Raw genomic sequence first — 18,613 nt, 5'->3', positions numbered from 1 at the left:
GGCAACTCGTTGATCCGTCTGCCTTGATACTAGCCGAAGGGAAGCGCCTTAGGTAGGGGTCCGCGGAGGGGCTGATTTGACCCGGTTCACAAGCCCCCACGAAGCTTGTCCCTGCAGGTCGGGGAGGAGAAAAAGAGGCCATTGTTGGCGAACTTTCTAAACGCCGCATTTACCTCTGAGTTGGCGTTGATGGCGGTGTCATCAATGGCCCAATCACGCCCGCCATCATGGAGTCCGGAGCGGTTCCAATAGACCAATGCGCGCAGTTTAGGAAACTTGGCCAAATCCTTGGCGGCCGATGCGTAAAAGTCCTCCACATAGGGCGCCGTCAAGGCAGAGTTCTCAACTCCCCATTCGGCGATCATCTGGGGAGTGTCCGGATATTTCATGGCTGCCCATGCATAAAAGCCAGGCCAGGAACCACTGGGCTGATTGACCAACTGGGCCATGCCGGGCGTTGCCGCGGGGTCAAACATATACGTGTCCTGGGCAATCCAGTCCACAACATCTCCGCCGGGATGCAAGTCCTCGAACCAGGGCATGCTTGCCCATTTTGCCGTGCCGGAGTAGTTCAAGACTATGACGGCCTGATGGTGCGGATTGGATCGGATCACCCGGACAACATGGGAGAAGAAGTCACGAAAATCAGCCGCCGTTTGTCCTGAGCCCGGGGCCGGGTCCACAAAACGTTCAAACTCCGCGTTGAGAGACAAAAAATATGGTTGCGAATACGCTTCGCCCAGGTGCTGGGCCAAGCGGTACAGATAGGCATCCGCCGCGCCATCAGCCACCTCGCGCCACGTCAAACCGTCTGGACGCCAGTTGTGGAAGGGTATCAGCGGTTCCCCGGGCCTCGTGGCCATGTCAAATTCGGCGGGGCTTGGAAAGAGCTTGTCCTGCCCGAGTTCGTAGTAGTGGACAATCTCCATCTTGCGCCCTGCATCTGCCTCGAACTCCCGCAAGGCCTCAGCAGGAGTCTGCTCGGGGTTCAAAGGCGCAGCCGCCACACCAAAGAGCACATTGCATTCATTGGTCACGCCGATGCTCGGCAGGCTGAGCGCCAACCCAGCCACCAAGACAACTACGGCCACAAAGGCGGTTTGTGGTTTCTTCATTGCTCCTCCCGGCTAACGCCACCCCCGGTCTACCCACCCTAGGAGAATCTTGGAAACAATGTAAGGGTCCGGCGGCCATTGCCGCTACCAAAGAAATGACAAGGGCGCCGCAACACAATGTGTTGCGGCGCCCTTGTCGTATGGTGCAGGAACGTTTACTTGAAGTAGCTGTTCCGGGCCTGATTCAGCAAGTCACTGGAGATGTAGCTCTTGAAAGCTGCCAGTGAGGAGGGTTTCGAGGTGATGTTCGTGATGCCAACAGGCAGTTTGGTGCCTGAGGGCTCGTAACCCGTTGAGTCCCAGTAGACCAGTGCCTTGAGTTTGGGGAACTGGGTCAACTGATCGCCCGCGGTGTTGAAGAAATCGCGCTTGTAATCCGGGTAGGTGACATCTTCATCAACACCCCATTCGCCAAGCATTTGGGGCTTGCTGGGGTGGTTCGTGGCAGCCCAGTTGTAGAAACCGGGCCACGCCGTGGGATTGCTGGTGCGGTTCACCATTCCGGCGAAGTCGGTCAACCAGACCGGCGGCTTGCCGAACGCGTAGGGATCCTGTGCAATCCAGTCCACTACGTCATCGCCGGGGTACAGGTCGTTGAACCAGGACATGGTGCCCCACTTCTCGATACCCGTGTAGTTCATGACAGTGATGGCGTTGGTGCCGCCGTTGGCACGCAGGACCTGCGTGGTGTGCCTGAAGAAGTCACGGAAGTCGGTGGCTGTCTGGCCGGAACCAGCGGTCTGGTTTACTTCGTCTTCCATCTCAGCGTTCAATGAAAGGAAGAACTTCTTGGACGCGTTGGCCTTCATGTAGGCACCCAGTGACTTCAAGTAGGAATCAGCAGCGCCATCGGCAACCTGACGCCAGGTCAGCCCGGACGGCTTCCAGTTGTAGAACAAGATGCGATTCTTGTCGGTCTCGTCCTGGCGGTTCAGCTCCCCGGCATTGGGGAACATGGCACTCTGGCCACGCTTGTAGTAGTGCGTGATGTCCATGGTGCGGCCGGCGTCTTTTTCAAAACGAGTCTGGGCTGCTTCCCACGATTCGCCACCTTCAGGGTTTCCAGCGGCGCCAAACCAGGTGCCACAGCTCGGCACAAGCTTCACGGACACGGTGCAATCGGTGCCCGGCGTGGTAGGCGGAACTTCCGGCGTCGTGGGGGGAACCTCTGGCGTTGTTGAGGTACCAGTGACCTCCAAGGTGGGGCGCTGGCCATCTGAGGCCTCACGGGAAGCGATGCGGCTGATGCCAGCGCCTTCACGTGCCAAGCCGATTGAGAGAGTGCCATCGGTGCTGCTCAAACCTGTCAGTGACAGGGTCAGCGCTTGGGCGCCGGAGGTGACCGCGGTGGTGCCCACCGTTTTGATGCCCACAGGGGCGTTGGCGAAGCTGACAGCTGCCTCGGTCCAGTTGTTTGATTCCAGCTGCGTGGCCTTGAGCGTTCCGGCCGTGCCACCAGTCATGGTCAGTTTCAAGTTCAAGGTGTCAGTGGCGTTGATGGTGCCCAGGTTGGTGAACTTGAGGTAGCCGTACTTGAGATCGCTGTTGTCAGTGCCAATGGCGATCTTTGTGGTGGATCCATAGTTCTTGGACGGCAGCGTGTTCACTGTGTAGGAATCTGCTGACGCAGTTGCTGCACCGGCGGCCTGTGCAGGCAGCACCGAGGAGATAACTCCGATTCCGCCCAAGAGGGCGGTGGTTGCGACCGTGGCCACAAGCTTTTTTGTAGCCGAGAACTTTCGGCTGGAACTCACATGGCGTGAGCTGAGTGAAAGACTTGACGAAGATTGGTTCGTCATACGTTGAACTCCAATTCGGCTGCTAGATTGGCCCCAGCCACCAAGCTAACCGCAATAATAGTTACATAACCGTTACAAGAGCCTAGTCGAAAGTCATGGATCACGTAAATTGGACGTGAGGCGCCTGTTGCTGTATGGCTGGCTATGTTTTCGGTGAAATCATGCGCCTTTTCACGCCAAGAAGCCCAGCGTAAAAGAGGCATGAGATGCCCAGAATCGACGCCTGAAAAGGGATCTGGGCGGGCAAAAGGATCCGCCCCAGAACTGGCAGCAGAAGAAAAATCACAGTGGTGGCGAAGATCATGAACACCGCAGCACGGGAGACCGGTGTAACGTGCACTGATTTCCGGACTTGGAAGAAGCACATGATGTTTCGCAGACAGATGGCGCCCGCCCAAGCCGTGGCAGCTCCAAAAATTCCCCAGTGGGGCACCAACAGCAAGCAGCCCACCACATCAAACGCCAAGGCAGTGGTGGTGTTGACCAATGACTGGGTGCTCCGCCCTGCCATGTTCAAGAGGGTGTCCACGGGGCCCATGGCCGTCGAGAAGAGCATGGCGAGCGCCAGAATGCGCAGCGCCGAAGATCCTTCCTCATAATCAGGGCCGAAGAGCGTGCCCAGCACAACATCGGCGAACACAAACGCGGTCAAATGGATGGGCCAGGTCAGTGCCACGGACCAGAGCGTCAACTTTTGGGCAACCCTGCGCGTTCCAGCAATATTCGCATTGGCCAGCAAGCGGGCCAATTGCGGCTCGCTGACTTGCTGGATGGCCGTGTTTGCCAGCTGACCCAAAACCAGGAATCGGGTAACCGCAGTGTAGATCGCCGCCTCAGCCGGCCCGGCAAGGATGGTGACTAGGGCAATGTCCGCGCGTTGCAAGGCCACCAGGGCCATGCGGGATAGCCCTCGGGGAATGGTGAACCGCCAAAATTCGCCTCGAGCTGCGCGATCCGTGGAGCGTGCTCCCTTCCCGAGTATCCCGGGCCGTTTGCGGGCAATGTGTGCAACGGCGGCTGCGGCACAAACCAGGGACACCACATACGGCCCCGTCCACGCGACAGCCAGCCACAATAAATCTGCATGGTTCAAGGCGGCAGCAAGAACGGCACCGAGCTGAACGAGCGGGCGCACCAGGCGTTCAATGAAGATGGTGGGGCCCATATGGGAGAACCCGCGCGTAATGGCCAGCATCAGCTCGTAACCGGCGGCAACTGGCAAGGCCACGGCAAAGACCACCACCATGCCCATGGTCTGCTCCGAAGCCGGTCCACCACGGAGCAGCTCGGCGAGTGGCCTGGAGAAGACGACGGCGGCCACCACGAGCAAGGTGGCCGCACAGAGCGAAACGGTGACGCCGTTTCTGACCAGGTGTCGGTTAACCGAGGTATGGTTCCGGGCCGTGTTCCACGCTAGAAAGCGCACCAACCCTTGATCAACTCCCAATTGGGAAACTGCCACGGCAATCAAAAAGATGGACGACACAGCGAAAAAGAGTCCCGCCGTTTCCGGATCCCAGCGCCGGGAAATCAGGACAATGAGGGCGAATCCGACGATGGCCGAGAGGCCTGACCCCAAAAGGTTGGCACCGCCGGAGCGCGCGATCCGTTTCAGGGATCTTCCGGCATCCTGCTGGTGTTGATCTTGGTGCGGCGGCAGCTGGGTTGGCGAAATTTGTTGCCGGTCAGCGGAATCACTCACAAGATTCTAGCCGCGGCGCTCGTGAACCACTTCAAGGGACGCGCTCCCTGCAGCGTCATCCGCGGACTGCGGCGTGTCCGTGGGCCCCTCAGCGGCGTCCGTAGCTGCCGCCGCTGGGCGGCGCCGCAGGCGTATTGCCTTCCGGCTAGGCCGCTTGTAGAGGATGGCTCCGGCAAGCTCAACGTGGATCTGGAGTAGGGTCCCCTTGGCCCGGGCCAGGTCCGCAACCGAAGCGGTGCCGCCGTCTACAACCAACAGAACTTCACGGGCATGGCGTGCCATGGCAATCCCGGCACCAGAGTCAAGTGAAGGGCCTGCAACGATGACCAGTGCCTTCTCGCTGAGGGCTTTAAACACTGTTGTCAACCGTGGGCCTTGGACCAGCGTGGCCAAGAGCTCGGCTTGGGTGCCGACAGGCAAGGTGGAATGGTTGCCATCGGTTTTCAGCAGGTCCCAACAGTCCGCCAGGGGTGCGTCTCCAGCAAGAATATCCGTGAGCCCCAGAACCTTGGCCCCCGTACCTGTTTCGCCGCCGTCGCTTTCAGCGGTGCCCACAACCACTGTGGTGGTGCCGATTTCATCGAAGGCTGCTGCCAGCCCTGACGCAATGGAGAATGTGTCCGTCCCGGCTGGCGTACCGGCAAGAAACAAGACATTCTTTTTACTGGGCTCGGAGGCGGCAATCACGTTTGCCACTTGCCGCAAGCCCTCCATGTCCACAACGGGTGCGTCCTTTGAGCTCCAGCGTCTAATGCTCCCCCTAAAGGGCTCGACGCCGGCTGAGACTATGTCTTCGGGCTCACGGATCTTTTGGTCGAGGTTCTCCCGGGCCAAGACAACCATTACGGCAAAGGCTGCCGCCACCAAAACGATGGCCAGGGCAATGAGTAGCGGGTTGACGCCATCCTTCGTCACGGGCAGGCTGGCCGGGCTGATGATGTCCCCTGGCGTGATCGAGGTGGCGTTGGCTCCGGTCTGATCCACATTGACCGTGGCCAAATGTGTTGCATAGAGGGTGACCTGCTGCTGGAGGTCCAGTATTTGGGCCTGATCAACATTGAGAATTTTGGCGGCGTTTAGACGGTTGGAGGCCTCGGCCAGGAGCTGCTCGATTGAGGTCTGTTGCTGCTTGCGCAATTCTGTCTGTGCGGCCACAACTCTCGCAGCGCGATCCCTGCGATAGGCGAGGTAGGCCTCGGCAAGAGCCTGCGCGCCGGCCTGCGCTAGTCTGGCGTTCGGCTGGGTGTAGGTGATTTGCACCACTGTGGAGTTGGATGGCACCTCGGTGAGGATGTCACTGCGCATTTCAGGTCCCAGCGCGGTGCCGGTTGAGGCACCAATCGCTACGGCTGCTTCGATGACAGCATCCGTGTACACCAGGCCGGCCTCAGTGGTGAGGGCGGCCAACTGTTCGGTGCGGGACGCTGGTGTGGTCGGTGAAAAGGGGTTTCCAGACAGCGGATCCAGGAAAACTATGCTCGTGGAAGAATAGGCCGGTTTGCCCTGCGCAAGGAACCCTATGGCGACAAGAACGCCGATGGTCAAAACGGCTACAGCGGAAATCCAGTGATGCTGTATTGCCCTCACGAAGAAGCTTTGACGCGGTGCTAGCTCATTCAACATTGTTCACCTTGGATTGAATAACCGTGGCTTGAAACGCAGTAGTGCTGTATTGCCCATCATTGCATAGGGGGTCTGGAAATGCGTAGCATTATTGGGCAAATTGTCGGAAAATCCTTCACCTCACCAACAGTTCCCCAAATTGTCCAGTTGAGCGGATCGCAGCGTCTTGACATGTAATGGAAGACTGTCGTTATGAGTTTGAGCCACAAGCCCACAACGTGGTGGAGGTAGCTACATGAACCATTCGTCAACGTCACCGGCCTCTGGCACTGGCGGTGCAAGAAATCGGCCAAACATCTTGATGCTCGGAGGGTTTGGCCGGAGCGGTTCAACCCTCTTGGAACGGTGCCTGGCCGAATCCCGGGGCGTTGTTGGCTTAGGTGAGGTGCTGCATCTGTGGGAGAGGGGACTGCGCGATGACGAACTTTGCGGTTGTTCCCTGCCCTTTTCGCAGTGCCCGTTTTGGCTCGACGTTGGCGAGCGTGCCTACGGCGGATGGGATCACGTCGACGTTGAGCAGGCCGTTGGCGATCGCACCACAGTGGTTCGGAACAGGTACCTGCTCGAATTGATCACTGGTCTGACTCCGGCGAACCGCAGGGTTCGCCGTGATCGGTTGCTGGGCCGGGTCAATGCCCTCTACGACGCGGTCGTGGAAACCTCGGCTGCCCGCCTGATAGTTGATTCAAGCAAGCACCCGGCCTATGCCTATTTATTGCGACGCGCAGCCATCAATCTTAAATGCGTTTTGGTGGTGCGGGACCCACGCGGAGTGGCCTATTCCTGGTCCAAGGTGGTCACCCGTCCCGAAACGGGATCTGCGGGAGAAATAATGCCACGCTATTCCACTGTTTCTGCGGTGGCAAACTGGACACTTTATGGTGTGTTGTTTCATGCCCTCAACCTTTTCAATGTGGATGTTAAGACTGTTCACTACGAAGATTTCATGGCCTCCCCGCGCCAGGTGGTGGATGATATTTTGCGGTTCGCCGGGCTGGAACCGGGGGCCGGGGACACCGAGCACATCCAAAAAAGTGAGGTGCACTTGTCAGCCCACCACACTGTTGCGGGGAATCCGATGAGGATGCGCACTGGAACGCTCCAGATCAAGGCGGACTCGGCATGGATGGTCTCCATGCCGCCGAGGGATCGGCGTGTTGCCGGAATTCTTAGCTTTCCGCTCCGCCTGGCCTACGGGCTACGCCGCAACTAGCGGTGTGTCTCAGTTTTGTGTGATGGGTTGCGAGGGTCAGTGCCGCTGCACTCAAGTAGTCCATGGGATAACAGTCCTGCCGGGTTCCTCGCGTTGCTTTAGGGGAGCCGGTGGCCGCTGGCATTTATCTGGACGAAGACCGCCGTGGAGATCCTCGAATCACTGGGAAGACTATTAAAACGAATTAACGGCGCGGGACACTAACGCCGCAGACGGACCGCTAAATGCCGCGCCCCCTGCGGTTGAGTGTCCTGACCACAAAGCTGGGTTTCACCAGATGCAGGGCCACGGCCATGGCAATGTACCCTCGCGGTTCCTTGGCGCTTAGGCGGATGGACCGGAATGCTGTCTTCATGGCGTTTCGGCGCTGGTTGCCCAGGGCAGCCAGCGCAAAGGCCCGCTGGCCTTCCATCCAGGCAGTACCGTTGCGGTTTGCCGCAAGGCTGGGATGTTTGACCATGAGGTACTCCAGGCCGTCCGCCATGGCCTGCCACTTTTGGGAAAAGTATGAGCCCTGCGGATGCCACAAGACGTCAGTGGTGACCTGGGGGAGTATCACCACCACCCCCGCCGCGCACGCACGCATCAAGTAGTCGTAGTCCTCCCCATACCCGTAGGGCAGGGCCTCATCCACTAGCCCCACCTTGGTGAGCAAAGGCTCGCGGGCAAACAGGTACGTGGACGGGTGGGCGCCTGTGAGCCGGCTACCGGACAGTGCTTGGGCTGTAACCACGTGGGCGTCGGGGATGCGGACATGTGCCCTGTCCCCGAAATGGACCTCAATGCCGCCAACGCAGCCTATTGCCTGGTGGGCGGCAAGCATGGCCAGCTGCCCTTCCAGTTTGCCGGCCCGCCAAGTGTCATCGTCATCGCAGAAGGCGACGATCGGGGCAGTCGCTGCCAGCAGGCCCGTGTTCCGGGCTCCCGGGAGTCCCGGGGTGCGTGAGTTTCCGCAAACTCTCAATTCCCTCGACGGCGTGGAAAACTCCAGTTCGGAGAGCTGCGGACTGGCATCGAACACCACGGTGATGCGTATGTGGCCCGAATATGTCTGATCCACTATGGACTGGATGGTTTTCTTGAGAAGTTCCAGGCGGTCATGGGTTGCAACAATTACGTCCACCCGGTCAGGGGTGGCCACTGGTGAATTTGGCACGGAGGTCCTTTCGGCGGTTGCTGCGAGGAACAAGGTGTGCAGCGGCGTGGGTGCGGTGGAATCTGCTCGCATAGGCCGCCAGGCAGCCCAGAAGCATTCCGACGGCGGCAGAGGAGGCAAGACTGATGACGAACCCGGGGCGGGTGCTTGAGGTGGGCAGCGTGCCGGCGTGAACAATGTAGCCGGCGGCCGGTTCGATCACGCTGAGGGAGATCAGCTCGGCTTGCAAATCGGACTGCAACTGGGTCAAGGCCCGGTTTGACCCATCAAAGGACACACCCTGTAGCTGTCCCGAGGCGGTGGAAACGTCCAAGGACGCCGTAACAGCATTGAGCTGGGCCCTAATGGCCTGGATCCGAGCTTCCTGGGCGATGTTCATCGATTTCTGCCGGGCGTCCATGAAATTACGGGCAAGCACCGAGACCGCAGACAGTGCTTGCTGGGGAGTTTGGGCTGAAACGTTCAGTTGGAGAATGCGGGAGTTGATCAGTGGGGAGATGGACAAGTCCTCCAGCAAGCCGCTTGAACGGCCCGGGTAGTTGAGGTCGCGCGCCGTTTGGCCCAGGACCTGGTCAGAGAGCAGCACCTGCACGGCCGAATCGATGGAAACGTCCTGCGGGTCTTTTCCCGCAGTCGACAAATTGGTGGTTGCCACCACCACAATGTCTGTCCTGGCCTTGAATTTTGCCGGCACAATAAACTGCGCCGCCGTGCCCCCCACCAGGCACACCAGAAAGACGGAGCCAATGATGCGCCAATGCGCGCGGACAAACTGCACGTAGTCACTGAAATACAGGTTCTTGGACTTCTGCCTCGGAGGGGCGCTGCCGCGGTGCAGATGCTCCAGCGGTGGGGACGGGGCGGTCATCGACGCCAACTCGGAACATGGCCCAGCAGCTTGGTGAGCTGCACGTCGTCGTCCTGGAATTGCTCACGAAGCCTGTCCTTCAGACTGGCCGGCATGGCGTCGCTGGGCCTGGCGTTGGCGCGGATGACGTCGGCGGGCCGCCAGGGCGAGATGCCAAGATAGTCCGTCAAGGCCGGCCAGTGGGGCAACCCCGGCACAAGGAAGTCGTCGGCGTCAATGACCATGACCCGTTCACGTCCCATGATGGAAAAGGCCCTCTCCAGTTGCACGGCATACCTGCCTCGGGCCACATAGGCATGGTGCTGGTGTGAAAATGACTGGTAACCGGGGTCCGTGACAATACGTTCTTCTTCGTGGCGCAGCCTGCCACCTTCGGCCTTGAGCGCGTCCTCGAACGTCAAGTCCTCGAATCCGCGCATTGTTTCCTGCTTGTAGGCGGAGAAGGCTCGCTCAACAGGATCCCGCAAAAGCACCAGCAGCTTGACCTCGGGGAGTTGGGCGGCGATGCGTGAAATTGCCAGTGGGTGGAAGAGGTAGTACGGGCTTCCCTCGCCGGTGATGCGTGGTGGGCGGCGATAGGCAGTGTTGAGGGGAAAATGCCCCAGATAATAGTTTGGCCCGCGGCGGAAGCGCTCTGCCGTATCAAAGTAGTGGATGCCTTTATTAAGGGCTGGCGGTTGAACTTGCGGGTGTTGGGCCAGCATGCGAAAAATACTGGTAGTGGCGCATCGTTGGGCGCCGGCAATGATGAACGTGGGTTTCATGCGCATGGGGGCGCTGAGCTGGCCCACGGCGGTCACCACCGAACGTGCCCCGCCGCGGGCAGTCTGGCGAATTGTTTGGGTGATGGTTTCCATGGTCGGTCTCATTTCTTCTGGCGTCCCAGCAAAGAATTCCGTTGTAATTGGTCCTCTATGAGGTCATGGTGCCAATCTGCCAAGGCACGCACAGGAGCACCCTCAGGGGAGAGGCCGTCCACCGTGAATCGTGTGGCTATGGTCAGTAGGTAGCCGATCAGAATTGCCCGGATCTGCTGTGGATGCGGATGGACCAACAACGCCGACTTCGCCAAATTCTTGGCGACCGCGTCGGTGCTGACGCCCTCCAGGGTGCTGCGGGCAGCGGCGTGGTCACCGCGAAGGCGAAGTTTCTGGTGGGCTGTGTAGTGAACCACATCGATTCCGGCCGGCACCGGATCCGAATACCGCTCCCAATCCCAAATCATGGGCACCGACGCTGTGTGCGCCAGGTTCCAGGGGCCGAAGTCGCCGTGCCATGCACCAAAGGGAATCTCCACATCACCAAAAACCTGAAGATAGTGGTCAAGGAGAGCCGGGAGCCGATTCCCCGGCACAGTGTGAAGGGGAGCAAGCTGCTGCTCCAGCATGGCCAGCCACGGACTTCCTGCTATGGGTGAGTGGTCCACCGGGGCGCTTTGCATGATTGCTGCGGCAGCCTCATGGGGGATGCTTCCTTGGCGGCGCTTGTCGGGTCGCAACGCGCTCATCAGCAGCACGCTGTTGCCCCGCCATGATCCCGCGTGAAGGGTGCGGGGGAGCGTAAATGCTTCCCTCGTTGCCCCCGCCAACTGGTCTAAAACCACGGATTCCCTGTTGACGAGCTGATTGGTCAGCGCATTCAAGCCAATCTTTGCGAATCCCACTTCGGCGCCGGAGGGTGAATGTACATTCAGGATCGGTTTGCGATTGGCTCGCGCCGATCCCACTGTTAAGGACAGGAGCACTGGATGCCCCAGCACCCCGGCCAAGTAGTCGGCAATTGAGTCCGGAGCGTCTGCACTTTTATGCAGCGTCAACCCATAAGGCATGGTGAAGGGCCCCAATCCTGCGGCCAGAATTGCTGACAGGAGTTGTCTGGGTGCCGCAGTGCGGAACGTGTCACCGGCGCTTGGCCGGACCAAGGCGTCTGCGGCTGCCGAGCGGTGGCCAGCAGACACCAGCATTCGTGGATGCCGGCGCCCCGGGACAAGTCGGAAAGACTGCGCGCCCGAAGTTACCCTTGCGACTGCCACTTCTGTCTGTGGAAACAGGCATTCGAGGGTTTGCACCAGATCCTCAAGCATGGGGGTTGACCGCTGTCTAGTCATGGGACTGCCTCGGCCGTTGCAAGCTGGGCTGCCACGAGCTGTGTTTTCTTCTCCTGCTCATAGCGCCAGACCAGCCCAAGGGTGATCATCAGGATCATCAGGGGTGAACCGATGAGGTCATAGACGGGGAGCACGCAAAAGAAGAAGACCACTGGATACAGCAACGGTGTGGCCCACGAATCGCTCCGTGTAATGACGGGGACGGTGCGCCGGAGCATGAAGGCACAAAAGAGACCCGCGCCCAGAAATCCTGTGCAAAAGATCAGGAACCAAAAAGACCCCTGGGTGCCCAGTTGCGGTGGCGAACACTGGTGGCAGTCCGCGGTGGCGCCTGATGCAATGGAAAAAAAGTTTCCCTGACGGCTTCGCGTTGCACCAAAGCCAATAAGCGGCGAGTACTGGAGGACAGTTTCCATCGTGATGCCGGCAAGGTTGGAGCGTCCTTCGTTGCTGTGGGGGTTCTCCAAACGAGTTTGGATGGTCTCCCACAGCGGAGTAACTAACAGCCCAATGTACAAGACGATGGCCGTGGCGCCCGCACCTACAACGGCAAACCACCTGCCAGTAATGGCCATGCGCACCACGATGACCAGTGCCATGACTCCCAATCCTGCCCAGAGCCCCCTGTTGAGGGAAAAAATCACCGGCGGGATTGCTGCGAGAAGAACAAGGACAAAGGCAATTCTGTGCCCCGCATGGCGGGTGTATCTATAGGTCATTAAGTAGAAGGGAAGCAGCAGGCCAAAATTTGCGCCCCACGAATTCGCATACTCAAAGGGAGCCTTGGGCCGGGGATCGGGGTATCCCAAGATGTCTTGAATCTGCGCCAAACCAGGGTGGATGAGCGAGTTGAGGAACACGTTGGAACGCAGGGATCGCGGCAGAATCATCTCTAGGAAAGATGGGAATTCGTACTGCCACAGAAATTGGCCTGCATACCCGCCAATGACTGTCAGGATGAACAGCCACCCCATGAGGAATATGAGCCATTTGCGGGGGAACTGCTTTTCAGAAGTGTTGCCGATGAAGAGCAGCACAACGGTCACGGCGCCAAACCACAGAGCCCGGTAGGCCCACGGAAGAATGCGGGCAATACCGGATTCGGCCACCAGCCCGGGGACAGGCGTCCACAGCACCAGGAAACCGATGAGAATCACGGCCAGAAACAGGAGCCAGAAACCGAACCCGCTCGGGACAAGGATCTTGCGTTGGCGCAACAAATAGTAGCCCAGGGGAATAGACATGATCAGGAACCCCAATACGCCAAGTCCCAGTGCCCACCAGAGAGGGAATCCTGCGATGAACACGATGAGAGGCAAAGAAGGGGTGTGGAAAGCGTGGACCAAAACGTCTCTCAGCCGGCCCCTGCGCCCACGCCCGTGGGGCCCGGGGGGCACGGTTGCCGACGCCTGCCCAGGCCGATTCATCGACGGTGTTCCCAAGATGCGCCCCAACACTTCCAGTAGAAAAGCGGTCCACAATTGCTGCTCTGATCGACAGCTTAGTAGCGATGGAATCATTCGGGGAGGGGTGAACCATGAAACGGCCATAGACAAGTAGCCCAGGCGCAGGAACAAGTAGCCTGCCCAGGCTGGCTACACCGGGAATGGGGCCAACTGATCAAGCCAACAGTCCACACCAAGGTAAGAGCAGATACGTCAGGAATAGCGAAATATGCCGGTGCCCAGTAGTAAGGGATCGGGACACAAGTAATTTTGTCCTAACTCCTAGTATTGGAAGGCTCAAAGGAGTGTTCCCACCGGCGTTGATTGAACGTAATAATGATGCATCCGAGTCTTTTCTCGGTCTCAGAAGTCTCAAAATCATGTGGAGCCGGGCTCACAGAGTGCTGTGGGGATGACTCGTATCTCAAGAATGAGGAATATCCATGCGAAGATACATAGCAGTCTTTGCGGCGGTCCTGATGGTGGCCGGATTGGGATTTACAGTTCCCAATATGGCGGCAGCATCAGAAGCGACCCTTACAACAGTAGTCAGATCAACTCCGGTAAATTACACTCCCAATGTCTTGGACGGCACGGTCTTCTCGATCGCCCAAGTCGGCAATACGATCGTGTTGGGCGGGCAATTTACCCAGGTTCAAGCCAGCACCGGCGGCGCCGTGCTCTCTCGCAACAACATAGTTGCGTTCAACAAGGACACAGGCGCAATCAGCACCACGTTTGTTCCGCAATTCAACTCGACTGTCCGCAGCGTGGTTGCATCAGCTGACGGCAACAGCGTTTACGTGGGTGGCCAATTTGGCACGCTCAACGGCGCATCAGTGACCAAGGTGACTCGACTGGCCATCAGCAACGGGGCAAAAGTTGCGGGATTCAATCCCGGGCTCATTGATGCCGTGGTCCATGACATGAAATTGGTGGGCACGCGGCTGTTCATTGGCGGCGAGTTCACCGCTATTAACAACGTGCCTCGAAGCAGTCTGGCAGAGCTGGATCCGGCAACTGGGGCGCTGCGCGCCAACGTCAACATCGCCTTTGCCGGCACCCACCTGGGTGGAACAACCTTTGTGCACAAATTCGATGTCAGCCCCAACGGGGCCACCATGGTGGTCACCGGAAACTTCCGCACCATGAATGGGCTCGATCGGGTTCAGGTGGGCATGGTTGACTTGACCACAAATCCGGCCACCGTGGCAAACTGGGCAACCGATCAGTGGAAGCCGAACTGCTACTCCGTCTTCGCCTACTATCTCAACGACCTGGACTTTTCCCCCGACGGGAATTCCTTTGTCCTGGGATCCATGGGTGGCTATGGCAGTGGACCACCCAGCCTGTGTGACACCATGTCACGCTGGGAGACCAACGCGACAGGTGCTGCAGTGACGCCCACATGGGTTAACTACACAGGTGGTGACAGCATCTACGCTCTGGAAAACACGGGCAGCACAGTCTACTTCGGCGGGCACAACCGTTGGGTTAACAACCCGTTCGCCGCCGATAGGGCGGGACAGGGCGCTGTGGAACGCGAGGGCATTGGCGCCCTCAATTCCGTCAACGGCATGCCCATCGATTGGAACCCGGGACGAGACCGCGGACGCGGCGTCTTTGACATGATGGCCACCTCGCAGGGACTGTGGGTTGGTTCGGACACCGACAGGATTGCCCGTTACTTGTACCGGGCCCGGATTGCGATGTTCCCGGTGGCTGGCGGGACTACCATCCCCACAGCCAGTGCACCGGCGTTGCCGGTGGATGTCATGCAAAGCGGTTCGTTGAACGCACCCTTGGACGCCCGTTACCTGTACCGGGTGAACGCCGGTGGCGAGACCATCCCCACCCTTGATGGCGGAATGGACTGGATCGGTGACACAGCACCTCCGGGAAGCAATTACCGAAACACCGGCAATGCCGCCGCGTACGACACGGTAGGCTCCAGAACCGCCGCAGTGCCGGCAACAACACCGACGTCGATCTTCTCCACGGAGCGGTGGGACGCCCAGGGCAACCCGGAACTGATGTGGTCCTTCCCTGTACCGGCTGGCAAGCACGTCCAGGTGAGGCTTTACCTCTCCGACCGTTGCAGCTGCACCACAGCGAACGGTTCACGTGTCTTCTCCATGAGGGTCGACGGGCAGATGGCGTTCCAGAACTACGACGTCAACGCCTCCGTTGGTCACAATGTTGGAACCATGCTGTCCAGGGACATCACCAGCGACGGAAATGTGAACATTGAGTTCAACCACGTGGTGGAAAACCCGCTCGTCAACGGCTTGGAGATTGTTGATTTGGATGCAGCCGCACCGCCTCCGGGCCAAACGGACCAGATGAAGACCTTGTACTTCGATGGGACAACCGGTTCGGGCAGCACCGCGGCCGTGACGGGCAGCGTTCCATGGGACAACGTCCGCGGCGGATTCGTGGCCAACGGCAACCTGTATCTGGCCACCGCAACGGGCGAGTTCCAGCAGCGTTCCTTCAACGGCACCCAGATCGGCGCACCCACAGCACTGAACCTGTACGGTCTGACCAATTTTGCGGCAGACATGCAGTCGATGACGGGCATGTTCTACTCCAACGGCAGGATTTACTACACGCTGACGGGCCAGAGCAACCTCTACATGCGGTACTTCGATTTGAGTAGCCAAATAGTTGGCTCGCAACGGTTCACGATTGTGGGCCCAACGGGTGGCATGAGCTGGACAAACGTCAGGGGCATGTTCCTGGCCGGCAGTCAGCTGTACTGGGCCTCCGCCGATGGGAATCTCAACGCCATGAACTGGGCAGACTCGGTTGGAAACGGTGCCGTCAGTGGCACGTCAACCGTTGTCAGTGGTCCGGGGTTGGACGGCACCAATTGGGCCGCGAAATCCTTGATTGACAAGGTGGGAACAGGTTCTGTTATTCCCCCGCCCAATCAGGCACCCACAGCCGCCTTTGCGTCCACGTGTACTGGCTTGGCCTGTTCATTCAACGGTGCTGGATCAACGGATTCGGACGGCACCGTGGCAGGATATGCCTGGACCAGCTCGGATGGCGGCACAGGAACGGGTGCAACGTTTGCCCGTACCTTTGCGGCCCCCGGGACGTACACGGTGACCTTGACAGTGACGGATGACGACGGTGCGACTGGGACGGTAAGTCACGATGTGACGGTGGCGCAACTGCCACCACCCAATGTGGCACCTGTGGCGTCATTTACCAGTGACTGCACGTTCCTGGCATGCACCTTTGACGGTTCCGGTTCAAGCGACAGCGATGGCACGGTCAGCAGTTATGCCTGGGTCTTGCCTGCTGGAGCGACGGCAACGGGGGCAGTGACCACTTACACGTTCGCTGCCGCCGGAACCTATCCGGTCAATTTGACGGTCACCGACAACCAGGGTGCCACCGGGGCTATCACCACCAACGTCACCGTGGCTGCGGATCCCAATCCGCCGGTGACCAATCCGGTCGCGTTTGTGGCCTCGGCCGCAAGCTCGGCCACGGGATCGGCCAACACCCACACGTTGACCATTCCGGCCTCTGTACAAGCAGGCGATGTTCTGGTGGCTGCGTTCAGCACCAACTCCGGCACCGTCGCAGTGACGGGGCCGGCAGGATGGGATTCGTTTGCCAATGCGGCCACAACCTCGATGCGCGGCGTGTTCTACTCTAAGGTGGCCGTCGCGGCAGACGCGGGGTCCGTCATGACGGTGGGCACAGCGGCTTATGGACGCGGCACCTTGGTGGTCAGCGCTTACCGGAACGCCACGGTTGCCGCAGCATCATTTGCCCTGCAACCGGAAACCGTGAGCAGGGCGGCGCACACAACGCCCACCCTGGCTGCAGCCACTGGTTCCTGGGGACTGTCCTACTGGGCTGACAAGACGGCCGCCACCACCAGCTGGGTTGCGCCGGCCGGGGACAGCGTCCGCCAAACCGGTGCCGGCACAGGCGCCGGGCACATGAGCTGGTTGCTGACGGACAGCAATGCTCCGCTTTCGGGATCCACTGCGGGTGGCTTGGGGGCGACGGCAAACAGTGCGTCTTCCGCTGCAGTCATGGGGACGGTGGTGATTGCCCGGGCTCCGTAGCCAACCTAGTTGTTAGCCTTCAGGCCCTGCCGATTGGAATCGGCAGGGCCTGAAGTGCGTCTGGTCACGGATGAGACGGGGCACGGTGCAGACGTGCGAAAATAGAAGAATAGAAACGTGGCGTATTTATGTCCCACGTTTGCGGCACCGGCTAAGGAGCAGATAGTTGCCAGTGGCATCACATGCACATCCCATCCACCCATCCGCTCAGGCCTTGGGTGATGACGAAGTTCTGCGCATTCGCAATGACTTCCCCATCCTGGAGACGGAAGTCAACGGCCAGCCGCTGGTGTACCTTGACTCCGGTGCCACCTCACAGAATCCGCTCAGCGTCATGGAGGCGGAGCAGGAATACTACGAGCAGCGCAACTCCGCCGTGCACCGCGGTGCCCACACCTTGGCCGTAGCTGCCACGGATGTTTTTGAGGACGCCCGCAGCACGGTTGCCGCGTTTATTGGCGCCGATGACAACGAGCTGGTGTGGACCCAAAATGCCACCGCCGGGCTGAACCTGATTGCGTACTCCTTTGGCAACGCCAGCGTGGGCAAGGTTTCCGCCGCGGCCCAAAAGTTTGCCCTGGCCGTGGGGGATGAGGTGCTGGTGACAGAAATGGAGCACCACGCCAACTTGATCCCCTGGCAGGAGCTGTGCCGCCGCACGGGCGCCACCTTGCGCTTCATTCCCATTCACGACGACGGCACCCTGGATATGGATGCCGCCGCGGCGCTCATTGGGGCAAAAACCAAGGTCCTGGCCTTCACCCACGTTTCCAACGTCACCGGGGTCATCAACCCCGTGGCCCAGCTGAGCGCCATGGCACACGAGGTGGACGCGCTGGTGGTTCTGGACGCGTGCCAGTCCGCCCCGCACCTTCCCTTGGACGTGAAGGCGCTGGATGTTGACTTTGCCGTTTTCTCAGGCCACAAGATGCTGGCTCCTACAGGCATTGGCGGTGTTTATGGGCGTGCGGAACTGCTCGACGCCATGCCGCCGTTCCTCACCGGCGGTTCCATGATCACCACTGTCACTATGGAAGAAGCTGGCTATTTGCCGGCCCCGCAGCGTTTTGAAGCGGGCACACAGCCCATTTCTCAGGCCGCGGCCTTGGCTGCAGCCACCAACTACCTGCGCGAAACCGGTATGGAGCGCATCCATGAGTGGGAAGCGGCACTGGGCCAGCGCATGGTGCGCGGGCTGGAAGCCATCGAAGGCATCAGAGTCTTGGGTCCGGCGTCGGGCATTCCGAGGGCAGGCCTGGCCTCCTTCGAGGTGGAAGGCGTCCACGCACATGACGTGGGCCAGTACCTTGACGCCGCCGGGATCGCCGTCCGGGTGGGCCACCACTGTGCCCAGCCACTGCACCGGCGCTTGGGCTTGAACGCCTCGACCCGCGCCAGCACCTATTTGTACAACACCACAGCAGAAGTTGACGCGTTCCTGGCCGCTGTGGCCGGGGTGCGCGGCTACTTCGGCGTGAACGGAGCATAAGCAAC

Annotated in this window: 12 protein-coding genes; 3 read left to right on the top strand and 9 right to left on the bottom strand. The window is 59.7% G+C overall.

Translation table 11 applies throughout. From position 1 onward, the window contains the following. Positions 1–86: 86 nt before the first annotated feature. The 4 genes from CVS28_RS03185 to CVS28_RS03170 form a co-directional block, all read right to left on the bottom strand. Entirely contained in the window at positions 87–1,115 is a 1,029-nt protein-coding gene (locus CVS28_RS03185) for a hypothetical protein (RefSeq protein ID WP_103480609.1), read from the bottom strand. A 155-nt stretch (positions 1,116–1,270) separates the two neighbouring features. Beyond that, positions 1,271–2,830 carry a CBM96 family carbohydrate-binding protein gene (locus CVS28_RS03180; protein ID WP_165788042.1) on the bottom strand — a complete coding sequence of 520 codons (1,560 nt, stop codon included), beginning with the start codon at positions 2,828–2,830 and terminating at the stop codon, positions 1,271–1,273. Positions 2,831–3,056: 226 nt separating this feature from the next. Then, positions 3,057–4,616 carry a lipopolysaccharide biosynthesis protein gene (locus CVS28_RS03175; protein WP_103480607.1) on the bottom strand — a complete coding sequence of 520 codons (1,560 nt, stop codon included), beginning with the start codon at positions 4,614–4,616 and terminating at the stop codon, positions 3,057–3,059. Between the two features lie 6 nt (positions 4,617–4,622). Beyond that, positions 4,623–6,203, bottom strand: coding sequence for a hypothetical protein (locus tag CVS28_RS03170; protein ID WP_103464297.1), 1,581 nt, complete (start codon positions 6,201–6,203; stop codon positions 4,623–4,625). A gap of 271 nt (positions 6,204–6,474) precedes the next feature. On the opposite strand from CVS28_RS03170, the gene CVS28_RS03165 reads away from it, so the two are divergent. Continuing rightward, positions 6,475–7,452, top strand: coding sequence for a sulfotransferase (locus CVS28_RS03165; RefSeq protein ID WP_103480606.1), 978 nt, complete (start codon positions 6,475–6,477; stop codon positions 7,450–7,452). 220 nt (positions 7,453–7,672) lie between these two features. Here the strand turns inward: CVS28_RS03165 and CVS28_RS03160 are convergent, their stop codons facing one another. From CVS28_RS03160 to CVS28_RS03140, 5 genes are all read right to left on the bottom strand, one after another. Beyond that, the gene (locus CVS28_RS03160) at positions 7,673–8,608 is read right to left on the bottom strand and encodes a glycosyltransferase family 2 protein (protein ID WP_165788041.1); all 936 of its coding nucleotides are present in this window, start codon (positions 8,606–8,608) and stop codon (positions 7,673–7,675) included. After that, positions 8,580–9,476 carry a Wzz/FepE/Etk N-terminal domain-containing protein gene (locus CVS28_RS03155; protein WP_103480605.1) on the bottom strand — a complete coding sequence of 299 codons (897 nt, stop codon included), beginning with the start codon at positions 9,474–9,476 and terminating at the stop codon, positions 8,580–8,582. Before CVS28_RS03155 ends, CVS28_RS03160 begins: the two co-directional genes overlap by 29 nt. Continuing rightward, complete coding sequence (locus CVS28_RS03150) at positions 9,473–10,333, bottom strand: sulfotransferase family protein (protein ID WP_133159033.1); 861 nt, start codon at positions 10,331–10,333, stop codon at positions 9,473–9,475. The genes CVS28_RS03155 and CVS28_RS03150 overlap by 4 nt, the downstream gene beginning before the upstream one ends. An 8-nt stretch (positions 10,334–10,341) precedes the next feature. Beyond that, positions 10,342–11,439 carry a hypothetical protein gene (locus tag CVS28_RS03145; RefSeq protein ID WP_103480604.1) on the bottom strand — a complete coding sequence of 366 codons (1,098 nt, stop codon included), beginning with the start codon at positions 11,437–11,439 and terminating at the stop codon, positions 10,342–10,344. Positions 11,440–11,579: 140 nt separating this feature from the next. Beyond that, positions 11,580–12,827: a hypothetical protein gene (locus CVS28_RS03140; RefSeq protein ID WP_133159032.1), complete on the bottom strand. Its 1,248-nt coding sequence runs from the start codon at positions 12,825–12,827 to the stop codon at positions 11,580–11,582. A gap of 644 nt (positions 12,828–13,471) precedes the next feature. Here CVS28_RS03140 and CVS28_RS03135 point away from each other — a divergent pair. Together CVS28_RS03135 and CVS28_RS03130 are read left to right on the top strand one after the other, a co-directional pair. Continuing rightward, positions 13,472–17,119: a PKD domain-containing protein gene (locus tag CVS28_RS03135; protein WP_103480603.1), complete on the top strand. Its 3,648-nt coding sequence runs from the start codon at positions 13,472–13,474 to the stop codon at positions 17,117–17,119. A 172-nt stretch (positions 17,120–17,291) separates the two neighbouring features. After that, a complete protein-coding gene (locus tag CVS28_RS03130) occupies positions 17,292–18,608 on the top strand; it encodes a SufS family cysteine desulfurase (protein ID WP_243399664.1) in 1,317 nt (438 codons plus the stop codon). Positions 18,609–18,613: the final 5 nt, after the last annotated feature.

Origin of the sequence: Arthrobacter glacialis, assembly GCF_002909415.1 — a bacterium.
In the GTDB taxonomy this organism is placed as follows: domain Bacteria; phylum Actinomycetota; class Actinomycetes; order Actinomycetales; family Micrococcaceae; genus Specibacter; species Specibacter glacialis.
The sequence above is the reverse complement of the archived record's forward strand: the minus strand, read 5'-3'. Positions and strand labels throughout refer to the sequence as shown.

Coding starts and splice junctions, on each gene's coding strand:
- CVS28_RS03185 (WP_103480609.1), bottom strand. CDS start 1,115: ATGAAGAAACCACAAACCGCCTTTGTGGCCGTAGTTGTCTTGGTGGCT.
- CVS28_RS03165 (WP_103480606.1), top strand. CDS start 6,475: ATGAACCATTCGTCAACGTCACCGGCCTCTGGCACTGGCGGTGCAAGA.
- CVS28_RS03155 (WP_103480605.1), bottom strand. CDS start 9,476: ATGACCGCCCCGTCCCCACCGCTGGAGCATCTGCACCGCGGCAGCGCC.
- CVS28_RS03150 (WP_133159033.1), bottom strand. CDS start 10,333: ATGGAAACCATCACCCAAACAATTCGCCAGACTGCCCGCGGCGGGGCA.
- CVS28_RS03145 (WP_103480604.1), bottom strand. CDS start 11,439: ATGCTGGTGTCTGCTGGCCACCGCTCGGCAGCCGCAGACGCCTTGGTC.
- CVS28_RS03140 (WP_133159032.1), bottom strand. CDS start 12,827: ATGTCTATTCCCCTGGGCTACTATTTGTTGCGCCAACGCAAGATCCTT.
- CVS28_RS03135 (WP_103480603.1), top strand. CDS start 13,472: ATGCGAAGATACATAGCAGTCTTTGCGGCGGTCCTGATGGTGGCCGGA.